The sequence below is a fragment of the Methylomonas sp. LL1 genome (assembly GCF_015711015.1).
Classification (GTDB): Bacteria; Pseudomonadota; Gammaproteobacteria; order Methylococcales; family Methylomonadaceae; genus Methylomonas.
In genome coordinates, this window is the sequence record NZ_CP064653.1 from 3,993,058 (window position 1) to 4,012,914 (window position 19,857).

Consider the following 19,857-nt stretch of genomic DNA (forward strand, 5'->3'; position numbering starts at 1 on the left):
ATTGAATCCGCCATGACTTATTGCGTTGCTCTGAAACTGAATGCCGGCCTGGTGTTTGCCTCCGATTCCCGCACCAATGCCGGCGTGGACCAGATCGCCTGCTTCAAAAAAATGCGGCATTTCGTCAAAGCCGGCGACCGGGTGATTCTGATTTTGAGTTCCGGCAATCTGTCCATTACCCAGAACGCCATCAACCTGTTGGAACAGCATGGCCGCCATGATGATAGGCGTAATATCTGGAATGCGGACTCGATGTTCGAGGTCGCGCAACTGCTGGGTGAAGCCTTGCGCGAAGTGCGTAAACACGACGGTGTGTTTTTGGCGCAAAACAATGTCGATTCCGGCGCCAATTTCATCGTCGGTGGCCAGGTCCTGGCCGAGGAAATGCGGCTCTTCATGGTTTATGCCGAAGGCAATTTCATCGAAGCCGGCGAGGAAACTCCTTTCTTTCAAATCGGCGAGACCAAATACGGTAAACCGATCATCGACCGGGTGATTAATCCGGATACGCCGTTGAGCGATGCGGTGAAATGCGTGCTGGTCTCTTTTGATTCGACCATGCGCAGCAACTTGTCGGTCGGTTTGCCGATCGATCTGGCCTGTTACACCCGCTCCAGCCTGACCTTGGGTTTTCAACAGCATATTACCCAGGATGATCCGTATTTTTCCCAGATTAGTCGGCGCTGGAGCGACGGATTGAAAGGGGTATTCGCATCGCTGCCCAATCCGGACTGGATGACCGATATTGATGTGAAGGGTTAGTTTCGTTGGCTGATTAAATTGGTTTAAGAGGTTTCGCTAGCGCGACGGATAATTGAATACCGGTGCGGGAACCGGCATGAAAACAGCGTCGCGATAGCGGCACCAGACAATAAATAAACACGGCAAAACCATGACTATTCGCGTTGCCCTGCATCACAAATCGCATTATGTTTTCGACCGTCCGGTGGTCGCCTCTCCGCACGAGATTCGTCTGCGGCCGGCGGTACACAGCCGTACGCCGGTGTCGGGTTATTCGTTGAAAGTCAGGCCGGAAAAACATTTTATTCATTGGCAACAGGATGCCTACGGCAATTTCGTAGCCAGGATCACCTTTCCGGAACCGACCAAGGAAATCGATATTACGGTTGATTTGTTGGCGGATATGACGGTGATCAACCCGTTCGACTTTTTCGTCGAGGACTGGGCAGAACATTATCCGTTTCAATATCCCGCGACCTTGCAGGTCGAGCTGGCGCCGTTTCTGGAAACCCCCGCGCCCGGCCCACTGCTGGCGTCTTGGCTGGAAGCATTTCGGCGCGAGATTCCGCCGCAAATTACCACCACTAATTTCCTGGTCAGCCTCAACCAAAAACTGCACAGCCAGATTTCCTATCTGATCCGGATGGAAGCCGGCGTGCAAAGTTGCGAGGAAACCTTGCAAAAAAAATCCGGTTCCTGCCGTGACAGTGCCTGGCTGTTGGTGCGGATTTTACGGGAACTGGGTATCGCGGCCCGCTTCGTATCGGGCTATCTGATTCAGCTGGTGGCCGACGAAAAACCGCTGGACGGCCCAGCCGGTCCGACGGCCGATTTCACCGATCTGCATGCCTGGTGCGAAGCCTATATTCCCGGCGCCGGCTGGGTAGGGTTGGATGTCACTTCCGGTTTGATGGCCGGGGAAGGCCATATCCCATTGGCGGTCAGTGCGTCGCCGGCATCGGCCGCGCCGGTCAGCGGCATGACCAGTATTTGCGAAGCCCAGTTGAAAGTGGAGATGGTCGTCAGCCGGATACACGAAGATCCGCGTGTCACCAAGCCTTACAGCGAAGATCAATGGCAGGCTATTCGGGCTTTGGGGCAGGGCATCGACCTGGAGTTACAGGCCGGCGATGTGCGTTTGACCCAGGGCGGAGAGCCGACTTTTGTCTCGGTGGACAACATGGATGGCGCGGAATGGAATATCGCCGCGCTGGGCCAGGAAAAATGGCAACTGGCCAACAATTTATTGCGCCGCTTGCAGTCGCGTTTCGCCGCCGGCGGCGTCTTGCATTTCGGTCAAGGGAAATGGTATCCCGGCGAACCCTTGCCGCGCTGGGCCTTAAATGTTTATTGGCGCGCCGATGGCGTTCCGGTTTGGCAGAATCAGAGCTTGATTGCCGAGCAGGCCGGGCCTGTCGATGCCAAAGCCATGAGGGCTTTGGCCGAAGCCTTGGCAAGTAGACTGGATCTGAATTCAGGCTATTTGATTCCCGCCTACGAGGATCCTTGGTTGGCGCTGGACGAGGAAAGCCGCTTGCCGGCCAATATCGATCCGCACGCCGCCGATTTACACCAGGGTGAAGTACGCAGCGCGCTGGTTAAACAATTGCGCGCCGGACTGGCCACCGTCAAGGGCTTCGTATTGCCGTTGAAAGCCAAGGACGAAAAGCGGCTAAGCTGGCAATCGAGCCTGTGGCCATTAAAGCACGAACGTTTGTATCTGTTGCCCGGCGATTCGCCGATGGGTTTACGCCTGCCGTTGAGTAGCTTGCCCTGGGTGGCCCCGGACGATTTTGAAGTCGAGTTACCCACCGACCCTTTTGCCGAACGCGAAAAGCTGGCCGATTATCCGCGCGGCAAATCAGCCCGCGAGCCGGAGCCCATCAATACCGATCCCATGCCGCAGCAGGTGATTCATACCGCGCTGGCGTTGGAAGTGCGCGACGACATGCTCTATGTCTTCATGCCGCCGTTGACCAGTCTGGAAGTCTGGCTGGAACTGTTGGCGGCCATCGAGGATTGCGCCGCCAAATTGCAACAACCGTTGCGGCTGGAAGGCTATCCGCCGCCGCGCGACCCGCGCCTGCTGTCCTTGTCCGTCACTCCCGATCCCGGCGTGATCGAAGTCAATATTCATCCGTCCGACAGTTGGGATACGCTGGAAAGCCGGACCCAAGTACTGTACGAACAAGCCCGGCTGACCCGGTTGGCGACCGAAAAATTCATGTTGGACGGCAGGCATACCGGCACCGGCGGCGGCAACCACATCACGCTGGGCGGGGCGACCGCTGCCGATAGTCCGTTCCTGCGGCGGCCTGATTTATTGAAAAGTCTGATCAGTTATTGGCAGCAACATCCGGCGCTGTCGTATTTGTTTTCCGGCCAGTTTATCGGCCCCACCAGCCAGGCGCCGCGGGTGGATGAAGCCCGCGACGACAATCTGTACGAGCTGGAAATTGCCTTTCAGCAAATGGAGGAAAAGCTCAAGGTCGGCCAGGAAAGCGCCCAGCCTTGGTTGGTGGACAGATTGCTGCGTAACTTGTTGATCGATTTGACCGGCAATACCCATAGGGCCGAATTTTGTATCGATAAACTATATTCGCCGGATTCGGCCACCGGCCGGCTGGGACTGGTGGAATTGCGCGCGTTTGAAATGCCGCCGCATTACCGGATGAGTTTATTGCAATCGTTGTTGCTGCGGGCACTGGTGGCGCGCTTCTGGAAAACCCCGCATCGCGGCAAACTGGTGTATTGGGATACCGCCTTGCATGACCGCTTCATGCTGCCGCATTTCATCGAGCAGGACATGCGCGATATTTGCCGGGATTTGCGCAGTGCCGGTTATGACTTTGACGATGCCTGGTTTGCGCCGTTTATCGAGTTCCGTTTTCCGCATTACGGCGGCGTGGTCTACGAAGGCGTGCAGATGGAGCTGCGCCAGGCCATCGAGCCCTGGCATGTGTTGGGCGAGGAAGTCAGCGGTTCCGGTACCGCCCGCTATGTCGATTCGTCGGTGGAACGCTTGCAGGTCAAGGTCAGCGGCATGATCGGCAACCGGCATCAAGTGGTGTGCAATGGCCGGGTGGTGCCGCTGCATCCGACCGGGGTTCCCGGCGAATATGTGGCGGCGGTGCGCTTTAAAGCCTGGGCGCCGCCGTCGGCCTTGCACCCGAGTATCGGCGTGCATGCGCCGCTGGTGTTCGATCTACTGGATAGCTGGAACGGTCGCTCGATTGGCGGTTGTACCTATCATGTCAGCCATCCCGGCGGACGCAATTACGAGACCTTTCCGGTCAACGCCAATGAAGCAGAAGCCCGTCGTCGCGCCCGTTTCTGGGATCACGGCCACAGCGCCGGCGCCATGCGGGTCAAGGACGAGGCAGTCAATCCGCGTTTTCCGATGACGCTGGATTTGCGTTGGCAGCCGAGGTGATGATTTAAAAGGCGAAAGGCCAAAGTGGCTGGTTGTTTCGAGGCTGCAAGCCTATTAAGTTAAAAATTTTCGAGGAGTTGATGATGCTGTGCTCAACCAATCTGCCACGCTTCGGCGATAAGCAAAATTCGGCATTTTTCGAGGAATATCTGCAGCGCCTGCTGGAAGAGCGCGATAGCTGCGGTCTGACCGAGATGATAGGCGGGATCGAGGCGTTGATGATCAGCGTCGAGCCCGGCAATTCGGTGGAATACATCGCCGAGCTGGCCTTGATGACGTCCTATCAATATCTGGTGACGTTGGAGAGCGACAAGCACATGACCCATGTGCTGCGGATCAACATGAGTTCGCCGGATATTCTGTTGCGCGAAGTGAAAAATCCCGAGCATAGCGACATCTTCCGCAGTCTGAACGATCTGTATCCGGTCGGCGCGCGGCGTCCGCATAGCCGTTATCTGGGGGAAATTCTGTTGGCCAGCGATCGGCATACCGTGGTGGCGGAGCAGCAGCAGCGCGAGTTTAGGTTTTTCTCGGTCGGCGAATTGGCCGATCTGGATTTGCCGCTGAATGTCAGTTTGTCCAAACCATCGCCCTATACCCAAAATCTGGTCGGCTACATGGAACGGCCGATGGACGGCATCCGCGTTTATCACCATGGCGAATGCGTGATTCTGTCGGCCGCGCAGGCTGCTAACGACCGCGGCAAGGAAATGCAGGAGCGCTTGGGTATCGCCGATATGATCATGCCGATCGATCATCTGGCCACCCGGGTTTATAGCCAAAACCGGGAGCCGGCGCTGCTGGAATACCTGGCCTTGTCCAGTTATTACTACTGGGGCAGTTACGACATCAAGGATCAGAATTCCTCGACCAATGTCACCAAAAACGTGCGCCAGTTGCCGGAGTCGGTCAGCCCGGCCAAGGTGTTTACCGCCAACAATCAGCCTTATTGTGTCGGCCATCTGGATAAACTGCCCAGCCCGACCGAGACCTTCGTGCGCAACTACGGCCCGCGCTTGCACCATATCGCGGTGGAAGTGAAGGATGGACAAATCAACGGCCGGGAAAATATCGATTTCATCGTCGAAGCCATCGCCGCGCAAGGCAAGGGCTTTTTGCTGGAGACGGTCGGTTCGCGCGAGGAAGGCCTGAAACAGATTTTCTCCTCGGCCTCGGATTTTTCCTCGCTGATCATTGAGTACGTCCAGCGCTTCGGCGATTTCCAGGGCTTTTTTACCCGTGAAAACGTGGCGCTGTTGACCTATGCCGCCGGACAAGAAGAAGGGGTTAAAGGCAATTTATCTTGAATGAAGGCTTATTGAACGCGAACGCCGCCAGGTTTGGACTTCAATTCCACGCTGGCGGTTATATTGCCGTCTGCGTCGAAACTTACCGTCAGGCATTGGGTCTTTTGTTGAATAGCCAGCCTTGCCGGATCGACCGCGAAAAACGCCGATAGTTGCCGGTTATTCACCGGTGCCAGCGCGGCGCGGCGATCGACGTCCTTGAAACGCAAGAAGTTATATAAGGCCCAAAAACCCAGTAGGCAGCCGATGATAGCCACGCAGCTGATGAATAAAACGAAATCGGCGAGCACGCCCTTGTAGCCTTCCAGTTCTATCATCTCGCTGTAGATCAGGTCAAAACCTAATAACCATCCGATCAACGTGATTAACGGTGTCCACAAAAAAATCCAGACCACCCAGAACAGAAAGGTGAAGAAGGTCGAGAGATAGCGTTGGCGCAGGCTTTGCAGCGATGGCGAATCGATTACCAAGGGTTTTTTGTTCATCGCAGACCTCGGTCTGGGCTTATCCAGATGGCGCGGGCGTTGGGTTTTTTGATGATGGCCTTGATCAAACCGCAGGCTGTCGTCAGTACGTTGATCAACCAGTAAATCAAGGGATACCAGATCATCCAGTAATAGGTTTTGCTGATGCCTTTTTCATAGCGCGAATCCATGATCAGACTGACGGCGAATTGCAGCAGACAGGTGGCGCCCAGCAATACGCCGCCCCAACTGGGTATCAATGTCGGAATGGTCATTTCGTCCGGCAAATCGAAAAACAAGCCCAGCGTCCATAGGCTCAGAATTAGGATCATGGTGTAGGACCAGAATACGCTGGTCAGGTATTCCAGATAAATGCCCCACATGCGGCGCGAACGCCACAAGCCCAGGCGCTTGCTGTATCGTATCAATACCTCCGCGCCGCCTTGGGCCCAGCGTAAGCGTTGGCGCCATAGGCCGCGCAGGGTTTCCGGCATCAGGATCCAGCATAGGGCATTCGGTTCGTAGCGAATATCCCAATGGTCCAGCTGCAGTTTCCAGCTGATGTCGATGTCGTCGGTCATCATGTCGTTGCTCCAGTAGCCGACACGGTGCAGGGCCGATTTGCGAAAACCGGTAACCACGCCGGAAACCGTGAATATCCGGCCATAAACCCGCTGCGCACGCTTGATCAGGCCGATGATCGCGGAAAACTCGCCGACCTGAATCTTGCCCAGCAGCGTGGAACGGGTGCGGATACGCGGATTGCCGGTGACGGCGGCTACCCGAGGTCCGGACAACAGATGCCGCATGATCCAGGTGGTGGCATGGCGAGCCAGTAGCGCGTCGCCGTCGATGCAGATCAGGAATTCATTGGCGGAAAATAGCGCGCCGGTCTTTAAAGCCATGGCTTTGCCTTGGTTTCGTTCCAGATTGATCACTCGTACTTGCGGGTGTTTCTCGGCCAACGCCAGCAAAATTTCCAGCGTATCATCCTGGCTGCCGTCGTTGACGGCAATGATCTCGAAAGCGGGGTATTGCTGCTGCAATAAATATTCGATGGTTTCCTCGACGTCGCGGCCCTCGTTGTGGCAGGGTACGATGATCGAAACCGGTGGGTAGTCGCGCAGTTCGGGCGGGTGTTCGTGATCGATAAGCTTGTTTCTTTCCCAGTGAAAATAATAAATCAACGCGCCTATTATCCACAGATAGGCCATGAACAACGGGTAGTAAAAGGCAAACTCCAGCAGGATGTTTATCCAGGCATCCGCTAAATAGGCGGCGCTGTGCCACAGCCATTGCCGGATGCTGTCGGCGCTATCGGCGGCGAGATTAAGCGCCGAGGAGAGTTCGGCCATCAAGAAGTTCATCAATTCGGACATGATGTTAGCGATTGCATGATTAAAAACGTATGTCGGCGGTCAAATACATCTGCCAGTTTTCGGTCAAGGCATCGTCGTAAAAACGGTAACTTCTGACGCCGCCATAACTCAGTTCGAAATCCGAGCCGAGCCGCCAGCGATGTTCATATTGAATATTGCCGACCATATTGGAGCCGTAAGTGTCCTGCCAATAATTGCCGACCGTCACCGCCAAACGCTGGTGGAAATCGGTCTCGTAGTGGCGGTAGGTCAGCCAGTCGTTGTCCAGGGTCAGCAATGCCGAGGCATCTTGCTTGGGGTTAAAGTAAAAACCATCGTTCGGCCGGGTGTTGGTTGAATAGCCAAGATTCAAGTAGGTGGCGAACTTATACAGCGGCCCGCTAAACCAGCGTTCGTAATAGGTGATGGAGGAGCCGTAGCGGTTATTTCCGTCGCGAAAATTATAATAACTTTGGGTAAAGTTGAAATATCTGGATTCGTTGACTCTGTAGGTCGCGCCCAGACGAGCCGACTTTGCCTTGGTGTTGTCTTCCTGGGCACTGAGCGCGCGTAACGAAATGTTGTTATCGAAGCTACTGAGGCGAGTGAACAATTGCCAGTGATCATTCACTTGATAATCCAGGCCGAGATCGATGCCGACCGCTTCCGAGCGATAATTATCATAATGTATTTCCGCCGTAGCCAACGTGTCGCCCTTGGCATACTCCACGCCCGCTCCATAGGTTCTCAAAAAGCCGCGACCGCCCTCGGTTTCCTTGAATAATGCCGTTCGCCAGCCTTCATGGGTGAACACGCGAAAATTTCTGTTTAGCGGGCTTGAATACAAATAGCCGTCAATTTCGGTGTTATTGCTGCCGATTAAGGGGTCGCTGCCGGTTACGGCATTGGAGCTAAGGCCGCCGCTGGTAAATAACTTTAACTCGGGTTTATTGTGCCGCTTCCAGTTTTGCATCAGTTTATTGGCGCCGGAATCTTCCGGATAGTAACTATACAGTTCGTGCGTCAGCGATTGTTCCGATTCATAGTCACGCAATTCATGAGCCACCCTGGCTTGGTTCAGCTTCAGGCCGAAGTGTTCAGGGGCTTGTTGGCGGGCGGCATCCAGTTCGTGCCGAGCTTTGCGCGGCCAGCCGCGAAAATAATAGATCTCGGCCAGCTTGCCATGGATGTCGGTATTATCCGGGTATTGAAGGTGCAGGCGTTCCAGGCCGGATTGCGCGCCATTGAGGTCGTCGACATAGGCGCGGAATAGCGAAGCCGTCATGTCGGCGGCGGCTTTGTTGGGGTTGGGGGCGGTGATTTCGCCGCCATCGGCTTGCTTGATGGTCAGCTTTTCCGGTTGCTGTTCCGATAACGCTTCCGCCGTGGATAGCGCCAGGTCCGGTTGTTCGGCTTCCAAATAGGCATAGGCAAGCGAGACTTTGGCATTGAAATAATCCGGCACTTCTTGAAGGACGTCGAGATAAATATCTCGGGCCTGTTCCGGATGGCGTTCGTTCAAATAGGCATCCGCCGCCGCCATCCGCGCATAAACCGGTATGTAAACATTTGATTGCAGCAGTTGCTGGTAAAGGCTAATCGCATCGTTCATCCGGCGCCGATCGCGCAAGGCGACCAGTAGGTCGAATTGAGCTCTGTGTTGCCAGATCTCCGGGTCTTTGAGCTGCAATTGTCCGGTCAGTGTCAGGTTGTTTTGCAGTTCGCCGATAGCCTGGTCGATGGCGCGGTAGTCGCGCACATCGCGGGACAATGCTTGTTCGCCTTGCCGAATCAGCCAGGCGGCGTGGCTCCATTTCAGTTCGGCCCATGTCTCGTCGCTGAATAATGTCCGATTAGCGGCGGCAATTTGCAGCGCTTGGTCAGGCTGACCAGTTCGTGCCAGCGCGAACGCCAGACCGCGTAGCGCATCCGGTTGAGCCGGGTCGATTTCGAGCGCCCGCCGATAGAATTCAGCGGCATTCTCGGGTTGGCCGGCCAGCTCTTCGGCGTTGGCCTGGGTCAGAATCAGTTCAATGGCATCCGGGTGTATTTGTCTCAGTTGTTGCAAGTAACCGATTGCCGCCACCGTGTGTTGTCGATCCAGCATCAGCCAGGCTAGTGCCAGTTTGGCAGCCAGTCGCTCGGGGGCTTGGTCGGCGGCGCGTTTGTAAAGTTTTTCGGCCAGATCATAGTCACGCTTGTTGCGAGCGGAGCGGCCAACGGTTTCCAGAATGTAAACAGGTGCCGAATTTATCTCGATTGCTTGCGCTTGCCGTAAGACCTCGTCATCTTGGCCCAGCCAGGACAAACCCAGTACCAGATCGTAGCGGTAACGGGGTTGGTCGGGGTTTTGCTCGGCCAGGATGCGAATTTGATCCAGGAGTGGGGCAAGGTCTTGAGTCTGGCCGGCGTCCCGATAAGCCCGCATCAGGCCTTCCAGCGCGTCGAGATTGTCCGGTTCGCCGGCTATGATTTGTAAATACAGGTCGCGAGCGGCGGCGGGCTGGCGATTTTTTATCTGGCTGTCGGCAACGGCCAGCAGAGCGTAGGTGGGAAGAGGGAGATTGTGATTAACGGCATTTTGATAGCTATCGTTGACTTCGTCGTAACGTTGCCGGTTATGCAGTGCTACCAGTAAATCAGCCACGGCTCGGGTTTGCCAGTTGGCTGCATCCTTCAGTTTGAGTGTGTGCAGCGCCGCCAGGTTGGCGGTGACGGCCGCAATGGCCAGATCGGTTTTAGCAAAATTATCCGGGTTCGCGGCCAGTTGCTGTTGGCCTTGCCGAATCAGCCAGGCGGCGTGATCCCACTTTACGCCCGCCCACTCGGCGTCGGTAAATAGCGGGCGATGAGCGTTGATCGTAACGATGGCGGCCGTAAAGTCTTGGCTTGCTGATTGGGTTCTGAATAAGCCGAAAACGGCATTGCTGTTGTCCGGTTGATAGGACAATACTTTTTTGAATTGTTGGCTGGCGCGATGAGTTTGCCGGTCTTGTTCCAATGCGTGGGCCAGGGTCAACGTCAACTCGGGATTGTCGGGAAAGCGTTGGCTGAGTTTGTCGAAATGCGCTATCGCGGCTTTGGTTTGTTTTCGATCCAGCAAAACCAGCCCGATGCCCAGGTTCGGCGCTAGCCGGTCGGGGGTTTGTAACGCGGCTTGCTGGTATAGGCCGGCGGCTCTAGCCAGTTGTCCCTTGTTGCGGGCGGCTTTGGCGACCGTTTCCAGCACATAGGCCGGTGCTAGGGTTAAATCCACTCTTTCGGCTTCGCGCAGCACCTCATCGTCGCGTTCGGCCCACAATAGCACTTGTAAGTAATCATAAAGATATTTGGTTTGATGCGGGTATGCGTTTGCCAGACGCTTTAATTGCTCCAAAGCGGGCTTGGTTTGGCCCGAGCGAGCTTGCTCAAGCGCCTGTTGGTAACTTTCTTCTTCCGTGGCTTGGGCAAATAAGCTGCATGCGGGGAGCCAAAGCGCGGCGGCAAGGATTTTGCGGTTCATCAATTTGTGTGAGGAAGGGAGCGGCTAATTGGGTCGTAGTATTGGCATCAAGCCCGGAGTATAGTGGGGCTTAGGCAAATCGGCCAGCGAACATAGGGTTATAAAAAGCGGCGCTATGACGAAGCGGTTAAATGCGGCCTAAATATATCGGCACAAAATACCGGGTTTTTCTTGGTGCCGTAATTTGGACAATTGATGCTTTGCATGTTAATGGTGCCATAATTGGAGCGGTTGGCGTGGGTGGTTTCGGATTTTTTGACCACGGTCTTGTCTATTAGCTTGACCAATCATGCCGGCCGGCATGTTCCAAACTTGCTGGGAGAACAGTCATGCACAAAACACATCTGATCTGGATCTTGCCGATCGCCGTGGCGATATTCTTTCTATTCGACGGTCCGCAACTCTTGAGTCTGGACAATATCCGCGCGCATAGGCAAATGCTGATCGATTTCACCGAGCGGCATTACCTGATGATGCTGTTGGCTTGCGGCATCGGTTACAGCCTGTCGACGGCCTTGAGCCTGCCGGGTGGCACGGTGCTGTCGCTGTTGCTGGGCTTTTTGTTCGGCCGATGGATGGGAACCCTGCTGATCGTGGTTTCAGCCACTATCGGCGCCGGGGCGGTATTCTGGCTGGCCCGTTATCTTTTAGCGGATTGGGCGCGGGGGCGAATGCAACAGAGCACGCTGTCGCAAAAGCTGCTGGACGGTTTTCAGGCCGACGCCTTCAATTATTTATTGTTCCTGCGTCTGGTGCCGTTGTTCCCATTCTGGCTGGTGAATCTGGCGCCGGCCTTTACCTCGGTAGCGATGCGCACTTATTTGGTCACTACCTTTATCGGCATCATACCGGGCAGTTTCATATTCGCCAATCTCGGCCAGTCGCTGGGCGGGATCGAGCGGCTCGATCAATTGTTGTCCTGGCAAACCCTGCTGGCCTTGAGCTTGCTGGGAGGCTTGGCCTTGATTCCGGTGTTATCGAAACGTCTGCAACCGAAACCGTTTACTGATTGATCTTTCCTCTATTTCTCAGCCCCCGTCGGGTAAGGCTGGTTAATTCGGATAATCGTTATATCGCCCGCGGCCGTTCATCCAGGCTCCAGGGAGTGCTATATCGGCGCTGGTGGCCGCCCGGCCGTTGACGATGTGGGAATGTGCGGCACGGGTAACGCCAAGCTGTGCGGCGGTCTTGGTAACGCCGACACCTAACTCGGGTAATACGTCCTCTTTCAAAATGCCGCCGGGGTGTGGGGGGATTGAAGATACAGCTTTTTAATAACCGCTACAGGCCTCAACTCTGCTGAAAAACTGATTAATTCAATAAGTTCTAATCAGAACAACGTCGGCAATTTTTACCCTCCCTTTCCTCAAGAGAAATCTTTTACTTTAGGTCGTCGAGAGACCGCACAAGGTTTTGCCTACTGATACTCATGGTGCGCCACAGGCACGCTAACCGATCGAAATACCTCTGCCAATAGGAAGTGTGACGCATGGCACATAAATAGTTCTCATAAGAACAAATAAGTTCTAACAAGAACAAATTAGTGATAGACTTTACCTGCACTAACGGATTGACTTGAACTTCCAGATGCATAAGTTCGTTTTGATCCTGAAGTGCCGAGCTCCAACCCTGAATAGCTTTATTTTTCTTGTTTACCGAGGTTTACGTCATGACATCATTCAAAAATTTCCTACCTTTTGCCATAGCAATCACTTTTATCAATGCACTGTCTTTTCCAGTCGCCGCAGCCACTTTTAGTCACGAAGAAGTAAGAGCGGCGCTGGAAAGCACCATTTCCAAGGTCAAAGCTTCCATCTCTGCAGTGGAAAGCGGTGCGGACAAGGAAACGGTGGCCGAGCTGGTCAGCGACGCCAAACAGCAGCAAAAAGACATTGAGAATAACGATCTTGAAGTTAAACGCCAGCATGCCGGCAAACGCTTGAATACGGCCTGGAAAGCAGCGCGCGGCGGCGATTTGCAGTTGGCCGGCGAATCATTGAAAGAGGCGTTAAGCCGCTATGAAGAAATGCACAGCATTTATGTTTCCAGCCATTAAACCGTAAACAGTTAGACCGGTTGATGAGTTTGTCAGCCGGTATCTCGGCAACACGCACCATAGGGGGCATCTCATGTCCGCGTTCGAAGCAACCATCGAACAACGCATCGTTCAAGCCGGGATGGAGTGCCAGGCACTGGTTCAAGCCACCGATGATCAACTGAAAGCCGATTATATCCGTGAGAAATGCGGCTTGAATCACCCGCTGAGTTTAAAAGCCCGTGTGGGTCGGTTTTTTGCATCCCTCTCCGCTTCGCAATTGACTCTGAGACTGGCCGTCAATTCGGCATTGATCTTGTCGTTTGGCGGATTGCATGTTGCGGATGGTATCGTCACCTACCTGGGACTGACGTTTGCCGAACTGGCCGAAGTCAATCCGGTGCTCAATTACTTTAGCGGCTTGCTGGGACTTGGAGTTTCTATTTGCTTGCTCAAGCTGGTCATTCTGGCTGTAATCGTAGCCATATTTATGGCTAGACGCACCATTAAAAGCCATTGGGGCACGGCAACACTGGGGATGGCCGTCATGTTCTACTGCGGGGTCGTCATCAGCAACATGATGTTGGTTGCCGGTTTGTAACCAGTTTCACCTAAAGTCCTGGAAACAGAGTCCGGCTAGGCTATGCGAGTTCGTTGCCAAACTCTTTCTTACACACACCCGAGTAAATGGTAAAGTTCAGGTCGATCTCTCTTTTTCTAAGCCTCAATAATCCAGATATATCTAATAATTTTGACGTTCTGGCGCTAAATTTTTTCTGAAATAGTGTGATTCCACAATTCAATCGACGTTTGAATAAGCTTTTTTTAAATTTGCGTGCGTTGCTACGCTGCTGGCGTCGTAACATCCTCTCGTTATGGTCATGCGTGCCGAGAGGCTTTAGCGGCTGGACGATTCCAGCAGTGTTGATGTTGACGGCGTGCACGCCCCAGAGCCTTCCCCGGCATCATCAGCCACCAGCGCCGGCGGCTCCGGCCAACCAAGCAGTATCTTGGCATGATTACCAAACTAAAAACAGCCCAGCACTCGTTAATTCCAGCTCTCCAGCTGAAGATAGCGTAATCGATACCAAGCAAACTTACGATTTGCCGGCTTTGGTGGATTTAGCCCTGCACACGCACCCGGAAACCCGTGTTAGCTGGGAGGAGGCGAAAGCCGCCGCCGCTCGCCTGGAACGCAATCGCAGTACCTGGTATCCGACCTTGACAGCCATGGCGTTCGGACAACATTTTAAAAACAGCTTCCCTATTCCCGGCGGTGCGCTGGTAAGCCATGGTTATGCGGCTTTTGGAAGTTTGGATTTGGCATGGACACTGTTCGATTTCGGTCGACGTGATGCGTTGGTAGAGGCTGGCGCAGAGCGCCTGAGCGAGGCTAACTTTGCCTTTGATCGCAAGCATCAGGAGATTGCCTATCGGGTTGCCAGCAGTTTTTTTGCCTATCAGGCCGCGTTGGCCAAGGTCACTGCGGCTCAGCAAACCTTTGAATCGGCGAAGACCAACGCTGACTCGGTTCAGGCAAGACTCAAACAAGGCTTGGCAACCAAACCCGACCTGTTACTGGCGCTTCAGGAGCAGGCAAAAGCCAGTTATGACCTGCAAGATGCGCGCGGTGCCGTGACGCAGACTCGCGCCGATCTGACCACGAATTTGGGCATTTCTCCCGCTTACGCCTTGCAGCTGATAGACATGAGCAAACTGCCACTGCCAGAGGGGCTGGAGCCATCGGTCGAAAAAATTGTCGATCAGGCCTTGGAGCAACGCCCTGATTTGATGGCGCGCCTTGCCGAGTTGCGCGCCCGCGAAGCAGAAGTGAAGAAGGCGCGTGCCGAATTCTGGCCCAAGGTTTCCTTGCGAGGCATGGTGGGCAATCAATACTGGGGAAATGTACACACCAATCCACCAGGTAACGAAAATTATTCCGCCAATGATATGGTTAATACGGCGATGTTGAATGTGGAATGGACCTTGTTCGACGGCTTTGAACGCAGTAATGCCGTGCGTGAAGCAGAGGCAAAAAAACAAGTGTCCCAAGCCCAACTCGATACCTTGCGCCTGGAAATCATGCGCGATATCTGGAAAGCCTATGCCGATACCAAAACCGCGCTGGAAAAACGCGAGTTTGCTTTAGCCTTGTTGAAAGCCGCCGAAGAATCCTATGCCGCTACCCAGGAATCTTATACTCACGGCTTTTCTACGGTGATAGAGTTGCTGTCGGCGCAAAAGGATTTGGCACGAGCCCGTTACACCGAAATCGATAGCCGCGCGACCTTGCTACGAGCCGCGGCAACCTTGGTTTATGTTTCCGGCGGGCAAAGCCAAGGAGGTTTGAATACGGATAGAGAAGCATTGGGTGGCAGTCTTCCTCATTGACAGGTAGATACTGTACGTTGGAGTTAACTATTTATAGCTTTGCCGGTAATAAAGCAGCTTTTAGGTTATTTCTTGAAAGAAAAGAGGCTTGTAGCTATTATCATGTCCTAATTAGAACAATTATTTTTGTATTATGTCCTCTTTATCCACCTTTCCAACCGTATTGCGCCAGTTACTGCGCACACACCAGGCGTTTTTGTCTTATGCGGCAAGACATGTGCACCTGCTTGATTTAACTTTACCGCAATACGACGTGATTATTACGCTGGGTAAAACCTCCGGCATGCAGCCCAAAAAACTTGGCGAGGAAACTTTGATTACTAAAGGCACGCTCACGGGCGTTGTCAGTCGACTGGAAGATAAGGGGCTTGTAGAAAGATTGGCCTCGAAAAAAGACGGCCGCAGCCAGATCATACGCTTGACCGACGCGGGTCGCGCCGTATACGAACAGACTTTCCCCGAGCATTTGACCCATCTCGGTCGTCTATTCGATGATTATGCGCCTGGGGAAATCTCAAAGCTGGAGGCGGATTTGGAGAGGCTGCATCAAGCGGTCATCACCGCTCGAGGCGATCAGGTTGAACAATCCGATGATGAATTCTAGCGCTTGGGTATGGAAATGATCATACGTTTAAGGCCCTGCGCATGATGGCCGCAACGCATTTACGCAAAGCGTTTTTATTGGCGAGTATTTCGATTTTCCTGACTGCTTGCGATCCGATGCTAAGCCTAGAAGGTTCGTTCTGGCCGGCCTGGATCATCTGCATCCTCAGCGGGCTGGCGGCCAGCATGCTGTTGATGTGGCAATTGGTACACTACCGCTTGGCACCCCATTTGGGTCCACCGCTACTGATTGGGCCCAGCCTGTGGGCTTTATGCACCTTTGTTATCTGGTTGGTGTTTTATTCAACGTGAAAGCGGCGGCTCCTGATGGAAAATAGTCAAATCGATAGTCGAGTGTTAAGCCTGAAAAACCGGATATTGCTTGGCCGCGTCATCGGCATAGCCATCGTGCTGGGTGCGGTGGCGGCCGGCTCGGCGGTTTGGCATATCAACTATCAAAATCCGCGCACCAACGATGCGATGGTGCGGGCCAACATCGTCGGCATCGCCCCGGAAGTCAGCGGCCGTATCGTGGAATTGCATGTCGAGGACAATCAGTACGTCAAACAGGGCGATTTGCTGTACGTGATCGACCCGCGCCCTTATCAGGCCAGATTGGACAAAGCCAAGGCCGAATTGCTACTGGCGGAAAAAGACGTCGATTCACGACGTGCCTCCAGCGGTTCCGCTGAAATTGCCATCGAACGCCTGGAACACCAGCGCGCCGCCGCCAATGCCGAAGTGAAAAGAATCGAGGCGGAAGACGAGTATCTGCATAACTATCTGGAACGCCTGGGACCCTTGGCCGATAAACAATATGTCACCACCGATCAGCTGAAACAGGCGCGTTCCCGCTATGCGGCTTCGCGCGCCGAGTTGGCGGATGCGAAAGCTAAAGAGTTGTCGGCTCGTAGCGCGATTGAGGAAGCCAAAAGCGATAGCCGCCGGGCCGTATCCTTGATTGCCCAAGTCGGCGACGTCAATGCCCGTATCGAAGCAGCCAGAGCCATGGTCACGGCCGCCGAACTCGATTTGGAATTCTGTTATGTGCGCGCGCCGTTTAATGCCTACGTCACCAATTTGAATACCCGCGAAGGCGAATATGCCAAGGCCGGCGCACAAATGTTTGCCTTGGTCGATGACCGCCACTGGTATGTGATCGCCGACTTCAAGGAAACTTATTTGCAGTCGATCAAACCCGGCCAGGAGGCCGAAGTGTTTCTGGTCGGTTATCCCGGCAAGCGCTATCGCGGCGTGGTGACCGGTATCGGCTGGGCCAATTCGCCCGACAATATTAAACAGCAAGGTGTGTTGCCGGAAGTTGAGCGCACGTTGAATTGGGTGATTCTGGCATCGCGTTTTCCGGTCCGAATCGAGATACAGGAACGCGACCCCGAGCATCCGCTACGCATGGGAATGACTGCATTTGTGACTGTGCTGGATCGCCCTGCCAACAGACAGAGAAACGCCCCAGTCAGCACCGAAGGAGTCAGCAAAGCCTCGCCGCCGTTATGAATAACCGAGACGGTAGGCACACATCAGGCCGGCATCAAAGCCACAGCCGGTTTTGGTTTGGAACCGGCCTAGCGCAATTCCTGAAGGCCGAACTCAAAGACTCTCCGGAACGACGTGTCGCTGCAACTCGATTGTTCGTGGTGTCGCTAATCATCGCATTGGTTAGCCAAACATTGCACGTACCACCGTTTGGGGCGATTGCACTGCTCATCTGTTTGAGTTATGACGCCTATGCAAATGCCGGCCAATCCTTGCTGTTCGGGTTGCGCCAATTGGGCTATCTCATCATCACCACTATGGTATCGGTATTTACACTGATGTTCGCCGGCAACGATGCCTGGCTGTTACTCTCCCTGTCTTTTATCATATTGGCCTTGGCCCTGTTTCATGCCCGCCTGATCGCCTGGCCTACCGGCATTGCACTTTGGTATTCGGTAGCGGTGATGTATACCCCAAGCAACCCCGATGCAGGCATCTACAACGCCCTATGGACCGTCCCGCTCATTGGCGTGCTGGCATTGGGTTCATGGACCGTGGTGCACCTGACCATTAAGCCACAAGATCCGCTGAAACAGCTTAAAGCCAACATTGCAGCACAACTGCTGGCAGTGGAGCACATTTTCAGCGTGCGTTTGGCCGATAGCGGAGTGCCTAGCCCTAAGCCAGAAATGCCGAAACATCCGAGTGTCGGTAGCTTCGGCAAATTATTGGTTTTGCTGGCAAACGCTGAACTCATTCATCCCTCTGTGCATAAACACCATGAGACTTATCAAGCCCTGTTGCTGGAAATTGACGGTTTGCACCAGCTAACGGACTGGCTTGATCAGGTTTTGGCGGCGGAGTATCGCGCCCAGCCGATGACTAGGGAGAAATTAAATGTCTATCTGGCCCTGCAAAGTGCCTGTACCGCGCTGCGAGAAGGGATGTCAGAATCGCACGATGTTTCCGGGAAAATAGAGGGATTGTTGAACGACGAGATATTACACCGCTATTCCGGTCAAACCCATCCATCGGTGTTAACTGCCTTGTGGCGTGCCCTGCAACGGATTACCGGGTTGATGCATGATTTACATCAACCGGTAGTACGGCCTAAGTCTGATAACGCAGAAGAACAGACCGCCAATAGCGAAACTCATACTTGGTTTCCAGCCTGGTTCGGCTACGAGTTTTGGGCTAGGCACGCCGACAGCCTGCAATTTGGGATAAAGTTTTCCCTGGGTGCCATACTTTGCATGCTGATAGTGCAAAGTCTGGATTGGCCGGATATCAATACCGCCATACCCACCTGTCTAGTTGCCGCTCAGACCAGTCTCGGTGCCGACTACCGGCTATCAATGTTGCGCTTGTCGGGCGCTGCTTTGGGCGGGCTTTGCGCTTACTTTTATGTGATGGTGTTTCAGTCTCAACTCGACACTATTGTCGGTTTTGCACTGGCGACGGCTCCGTTCTGGGCCTTGGCCGCCTGGATAACTGCTGGTAGCGAACGTATTGCCTATCTGGGTAGGCAATTGGGTTTTTCGTTTGCGCTGTTTGTGTTGCACGATTTCGGCGCAGTGACAGAACTCCATCTGCCGCGAGACCGAGTGATCGGAATTTTGCTTGGTTTGATTGTGATGGGCGTGCTCGACTATGCGCTCTGGCCGCGGCGTTCGATTGTGCTGGCGCGCCACCATAGCGTATCGGCATTGCGTACGCTCGCTAAGTTCACCCTCCGGCTACCGGATGTCAGTCATTTGCTGAACTATACCTTGCCGTTGCGCCTGTCGGCGGAAAAAGATCTGGCGGTGGCTCAGGACTTGATAGCCCACGCAATATTGGAACCGGATGCACGTTTGGCTGACAAAATTCACGAAAGGACAGCGCTCAGGGTGGTTATCAAAGAAGCCAACCATTTGTCCGGCTTGCTGCAAGTACGAAAACGCTATCGATTGCTAAGTGGTCAGCAATTCAGCCATTTCCCCGATGAACTGCAACAACATAGCCGTGCTTTTGACGTATCGCTGGCAACTGCCCTGGAGCATGCCGCGCAGGTATTGCAAGGTGAACGTCAGGCTATCCGCGCCGAGGTTGCCCAAAGCCAGGAGCGTCTTCAACAAAGCTACATCGAACACCATCGTATCGACAGCTTGCCGGCCGATTTGGCCATGGAATGGGAATTACGATTCATGCTGGATCAACAAATAGTAGAGTTGATAGAGAAGATCGAAAAAACAGCGCTGGATTCTGTTCCATATCTTCAAAAATCTGCTCCGAATATTAATAGATTCTAAGTCTCTGATCGCGCATTAGATTAAAAAACACGCGATACATGTAATATCTTTAGACTCTAAACAGTCTTTTTGTGTTGCGGTTTGTGTTAAGGTCAGCTCTAAGGTACGGGATTACATTGGCATCAAGAGCCTGAACTACGAGGCCGGCGACCAGAAACAGGAAACCAAAAATCATCGCTGCTACGCCAACGTAGAAACTGAGGCTAATGAAATGGTCTAATAACCCCGGGCACTTCTA

Annotated in this window: 15 protein-coding genes; 11 read left to right on the top strand and 4 right to left on the bottom strand. The window is 53.8% G+C overall.

Annotated features, from left to right (window positions below; all coding sequences use genetic code 11):
* Positions 1-12: 12 nt before the first annotated feature.
* The 3 genes from IVG45_RS18715 to IVG45_RS18725 all read left to right on the top strand — a co-directional run bounded on the left by IVG45_RS18715 (position 13) and on the right by IVG45_RS18725 (position 5,481).
* Positions 13-762 carry a proteasome-type protease gene (locus IVG45_RS18715; protein ID WP_196435289.1) on the top strand — a complete coding sequence of 250 codons (750 nt, stop codon included), beginning with the start codon at positions 13-15 and terminating at the stop codon, positions 760-762.
* Between the two features lie 130 nt (positions 763-892).
* On the top strand, positions 893-4,174 hold the full coding sequence (locus IVG45_RS18720; protein WP_196435290.1) for a transglutaminase family protein: 3,282 nt from the start codon (positions 893-895) through the stop codon (positions 4,172-4,174).
* 80 nt (positions 4,175-4,254) lie between these two features.
* Positions 4,255-5,481: a hypothetical protein gene (locus IVG45_RS18725; RefSeq protein ID WP_230874649.1), complete on the top strand. Its 1,227-nt coding sequence runs from the start codon at positions 4,255-4,257 to the stop codon at positions 5,479-5,481.
* Positions 5,482-5,489: 8 nt separating this feature from the next.
* Here IVG45_RS18725 and pgaD read toward each other — a convergent pair whose 3' ends face one another.
* From pgaD to pgaA, 3 genes are read right to left on the bottom strand one after another with little or no spacing between them, the layout of a single operon-like run.
* Positions 5,490-5,966 carry a poly-beta-1,6-N-acetyl-D-glucosamine biosynthesis protein PgaD gene (pgaD, locus tag IVG45_RS18730; protein ID WP_196435291.1) on the bottom strand — a complete coding sequence of 159 codons (477 nt, stop codon included), beginning with the start codon at positions 5,964-5,966 and terminating at the stop codon, positions 5,490-5,492.
* A complete protein-coding gene (gene pgaC, locus IVG45_RS18735) occupies positions 5,963-7,324 on the bottom strand; it encodes a poly-beta-1,6-N-acetyl-D-glucosamine synthase (RefSeq protein WP_230874650.1) in 1,362 nt (453 codons plus the stop codon). Before pgaC ends, pgaD begins: the two co-directional genes overlap by 4 nt.
* 19 nt (positions 7,325-7,343) lie before the next feature.
* The gene (gene pgaA / locus IVG45_RS18740; protein ID WP_196435292.1) at positions 7,344-10,805 is read right to left on the bottom strand and encodes a poly-beta-1,6 N-acetyl-D-glucosamine export porin PgaA; all 3,462 of its coding nucleotides are present in this window, start codon (positions 10,803-10,805) and stop codon (positions 7,344-7,346) included.
* Between the two features lie 329 nt (positions 10,806-11,134).
* On the opposite strand from pgaA, the gene IVG45_RS18745 reads away from it, so the two are divergent.
* Positions 11,135-11,818 carry a TVP38/TMEM64 family protein gene (locus tag IVG45_RS18745; protein ID WP_196435293.1) on the top strand — a complete coding sequence of 228 codons (684 nt, stop codon included), beginning with the start codon at positions 11,135-11,137 and terminating at the stop codon, positions 11,816-11,818.
* A 39-nt stretch (positions 11,819-11,857) separates the two neighbouring features.
* Here the strand turns inward: IVG45_RS18745 and IVG45_RS18750 are convergent, their stop codons facing one another.
* Positions 11,858-12,037 carry a helix-turn-helix transcriptional regulator gene (locus IVG45_RS18750; RefSeq protein WP_230874651.1) on the bottom strand — a complete coding sequence of 60 codons (180 nt, stop codon included), beginning with the start codon at positions 12,035-12,037 and terminating at the stop codon, positions 11,858-11,860.
* A 437-nt stretch (positions 12,038-12,474) separates the two neighbouring features.
* On the opposite strand from IVG45_RS18750, the gene IVG45_RS18755 reads away from it, so the two are divergent.
* The 7 genes from IVG45_RS18755 to IVG45_RS18785 all read left to right on the top strand — a co-directional run bounded on the left by IVG45_RS18755 (position 12,475) and on the right by IVG45_RS18785 (position 19,619).
* Positions 12,475-12,861, top strand: a complete 387-nt coding sequence (locus IVG45_RS18755; RefSeq protein WP_196435294.1) for a hypothetical protein — start codon at positions 12,475-12,477, stop codon at positions 12,859-12,861.
* Positions 12,862-12,934: 73 nt separating this feature from the next.
* Positions 12,935-13,441 carry a DUF5658 family protein gene (locus tag IVG45_RS18760; protein ID WP_196435295.1) on the top strand — a complete coding sequence of 169 codons (507 nt, stop codon included), beginning with the start codon at positions 12,935-12,937 and terminating at the stop codon, positions 13,439-13,441.
* Positions 13,442-13,767: 326 nt separating this feature from the next.
* Positions 13,768-15,231 carry a TolC family protein gene (locus tag IVG45_RS18765; RefSeq protein WP_196435296.1) on the top strand — a complete coding sequence of 488 codons (1,464 nt, stop codon included), beginning with the start codon at positions 13,768-13,770 and terminating at the stop codon, positions 15,229-15,231.
* A gap of 133 nt (positions 15,232-15,364) precedes the next feature.
* The gene (locus IVG45_RS18770; RefSeq protein ID WP_196435297.1) at positions 15,365-15,835 is read left to right on the top strand and encodes a MarR family winged helix-turn-helix transcriptional regulator; all 471 of its coding nucleotides are present in this window, start codon (positions 15,365-15,367) and stop codon (positions 15,833-15,835) included.
* A 41-nt stretch (positions 15,836-15,876) separates the two neighbouring features.
* Entirely contained in the window at positions 15,877-16,146 is a 270-nt protein-coding gene (locus IVG45_RS18775) for a YtcA family lipoprotein (protein ID WP_196435298.1), read from the top strand.
* A gap of 15 nt (positions 16,147-16,161) precedes the next feature.
* Positions 16,162-17,349, top strand: coding sequence for an efflux RND transporter periplasmic adaptor subunit (locus IVG45_RS18780; RefSeq protein ID WP_230874652.1), 1,188 nt, complete (start codon positions 16,162-16,164; stop codon positions 17,347-17,349).
* On the top strand, positions 17,346-19,619 hold the full coding sequence (locus IVG45_RS18785; RefSeq protein WP_196435299.1) for an FUSC family protein: 2,274 nt from the start codon (positions 17,346-17,348) through the stop codon (positions 19,617-19,619). The genes IVG45_RS18780 and IVG45_RS18785 overlap by 4 nt, the downstream gene beginning before the upstream one ends.
* Positions 19,620-19,857: the final 238 nt, after the last annotated feature.

What these genes read in the sequence shown, in the direction of transcription:
- IVG45_RS18715 (WP_196435289.1), top strand. Translation starts at nt 13, where the DNA reads ATGACTTATTGCGTTGCTCTGAAACTGAATGCCGGCCTGGTGTTTGCC.
- IVG45_RS18720 (WP_196435290.1), top strand. Translation starts at nt 893, where the DNA reads ATGACTATTCGCGTTGCCCTGCATCACAAATCGCATTATGTTTTCGAC.
- IVG45_RS18725 (WP_230874649.1), top strand. Translation starts at nt 4,255, where the DNA reads ATGATGCTGTGCTCAACCAATCTGCCACGCTTCGGCGATAAGCAAAAT.
- pgaD (WP_196435291.1), bottom strand. Translation starts at nt 5,966, where the DNA reads ATGAACAAAAAACCCTTGGTAATCGATTCGCCATCGCTGCAAAGCCTG.
- pgaC (WP_230874650.1), bottom strand. Translation starts at nt 7,324, where the DNA reads ATGTCCGAATTGATGAACTTCTTGATGGCCGAACTCTCCTCGGCGCTT.
- pgaA (WP_196435292.1), bottom strand. Translation starts at nt 10,805, where the DNA reads ATGAACCGCAAAATCCTTGCCGCCGCGCTTTGGCTCCCCGCATGCAGC.
- IVG45_RS18745 (WP_196435293.1), top strand. Translation starts at nt 11,135, where the DNA reads ATGCACAAAACACATCTGATCTGGATCTTGCCGATCGCCGTGGCGATA.
- IVG45_RS18755 (WP_196435294.1), top strand. Translation starts at nt 12,475, where the DNA reads ATGACATCATTCAAAAATTTCCTACCTTTTGCCATAGCAATCACTTTT.
- IVG45_RS18760 (WP_196435295.1), top strand. Translation starts at nt 12,935, where the DNA reads ATGTCCGCGTTCGAAGCAACCATCGAACAACGCATCGTTCAAGCCGGG.
- IVG45_RS18765 (WP_196435296.1), top strand. Translation starts at nt 13,768, where the DNA reads ATGTTGACGGCGTGCACGCCCCAGAGCCTTCCCCGGCATCATCAGCCA.
- IVG45_RS18770 (WP_196435297.1), top strand. Translation starts at nt 15,365, where the DNA reads ATGTCCTCTTTATCCACCTTTCCAACCGTATTGCGCCAGTTACTGCGC.
- IVG45_RS18775 (WP_196435298.1), top strand. Translation starts at nt 15,877, where the DNA reads ATGATGGCCGCAACGCATTTACGCAAAGCGTTTTTATTGGCGAGTATT.
- IVG45_RS18780 (WP_230874652.1), top strand. Translation starts at nt 16,162, where the DNA reads ATGGAAAATAGTCAAATCGATAGTCGAGTGTTAAGCCTGAAAAACCGG.
- IVG45_RS18785 (WP_196435299.1), top strand. Translation starts at nt 17,346, where the DNA reads ATGAATAACCGAGACGGTAGGCACACATCAGGCCGGCATCAAAGCCAC.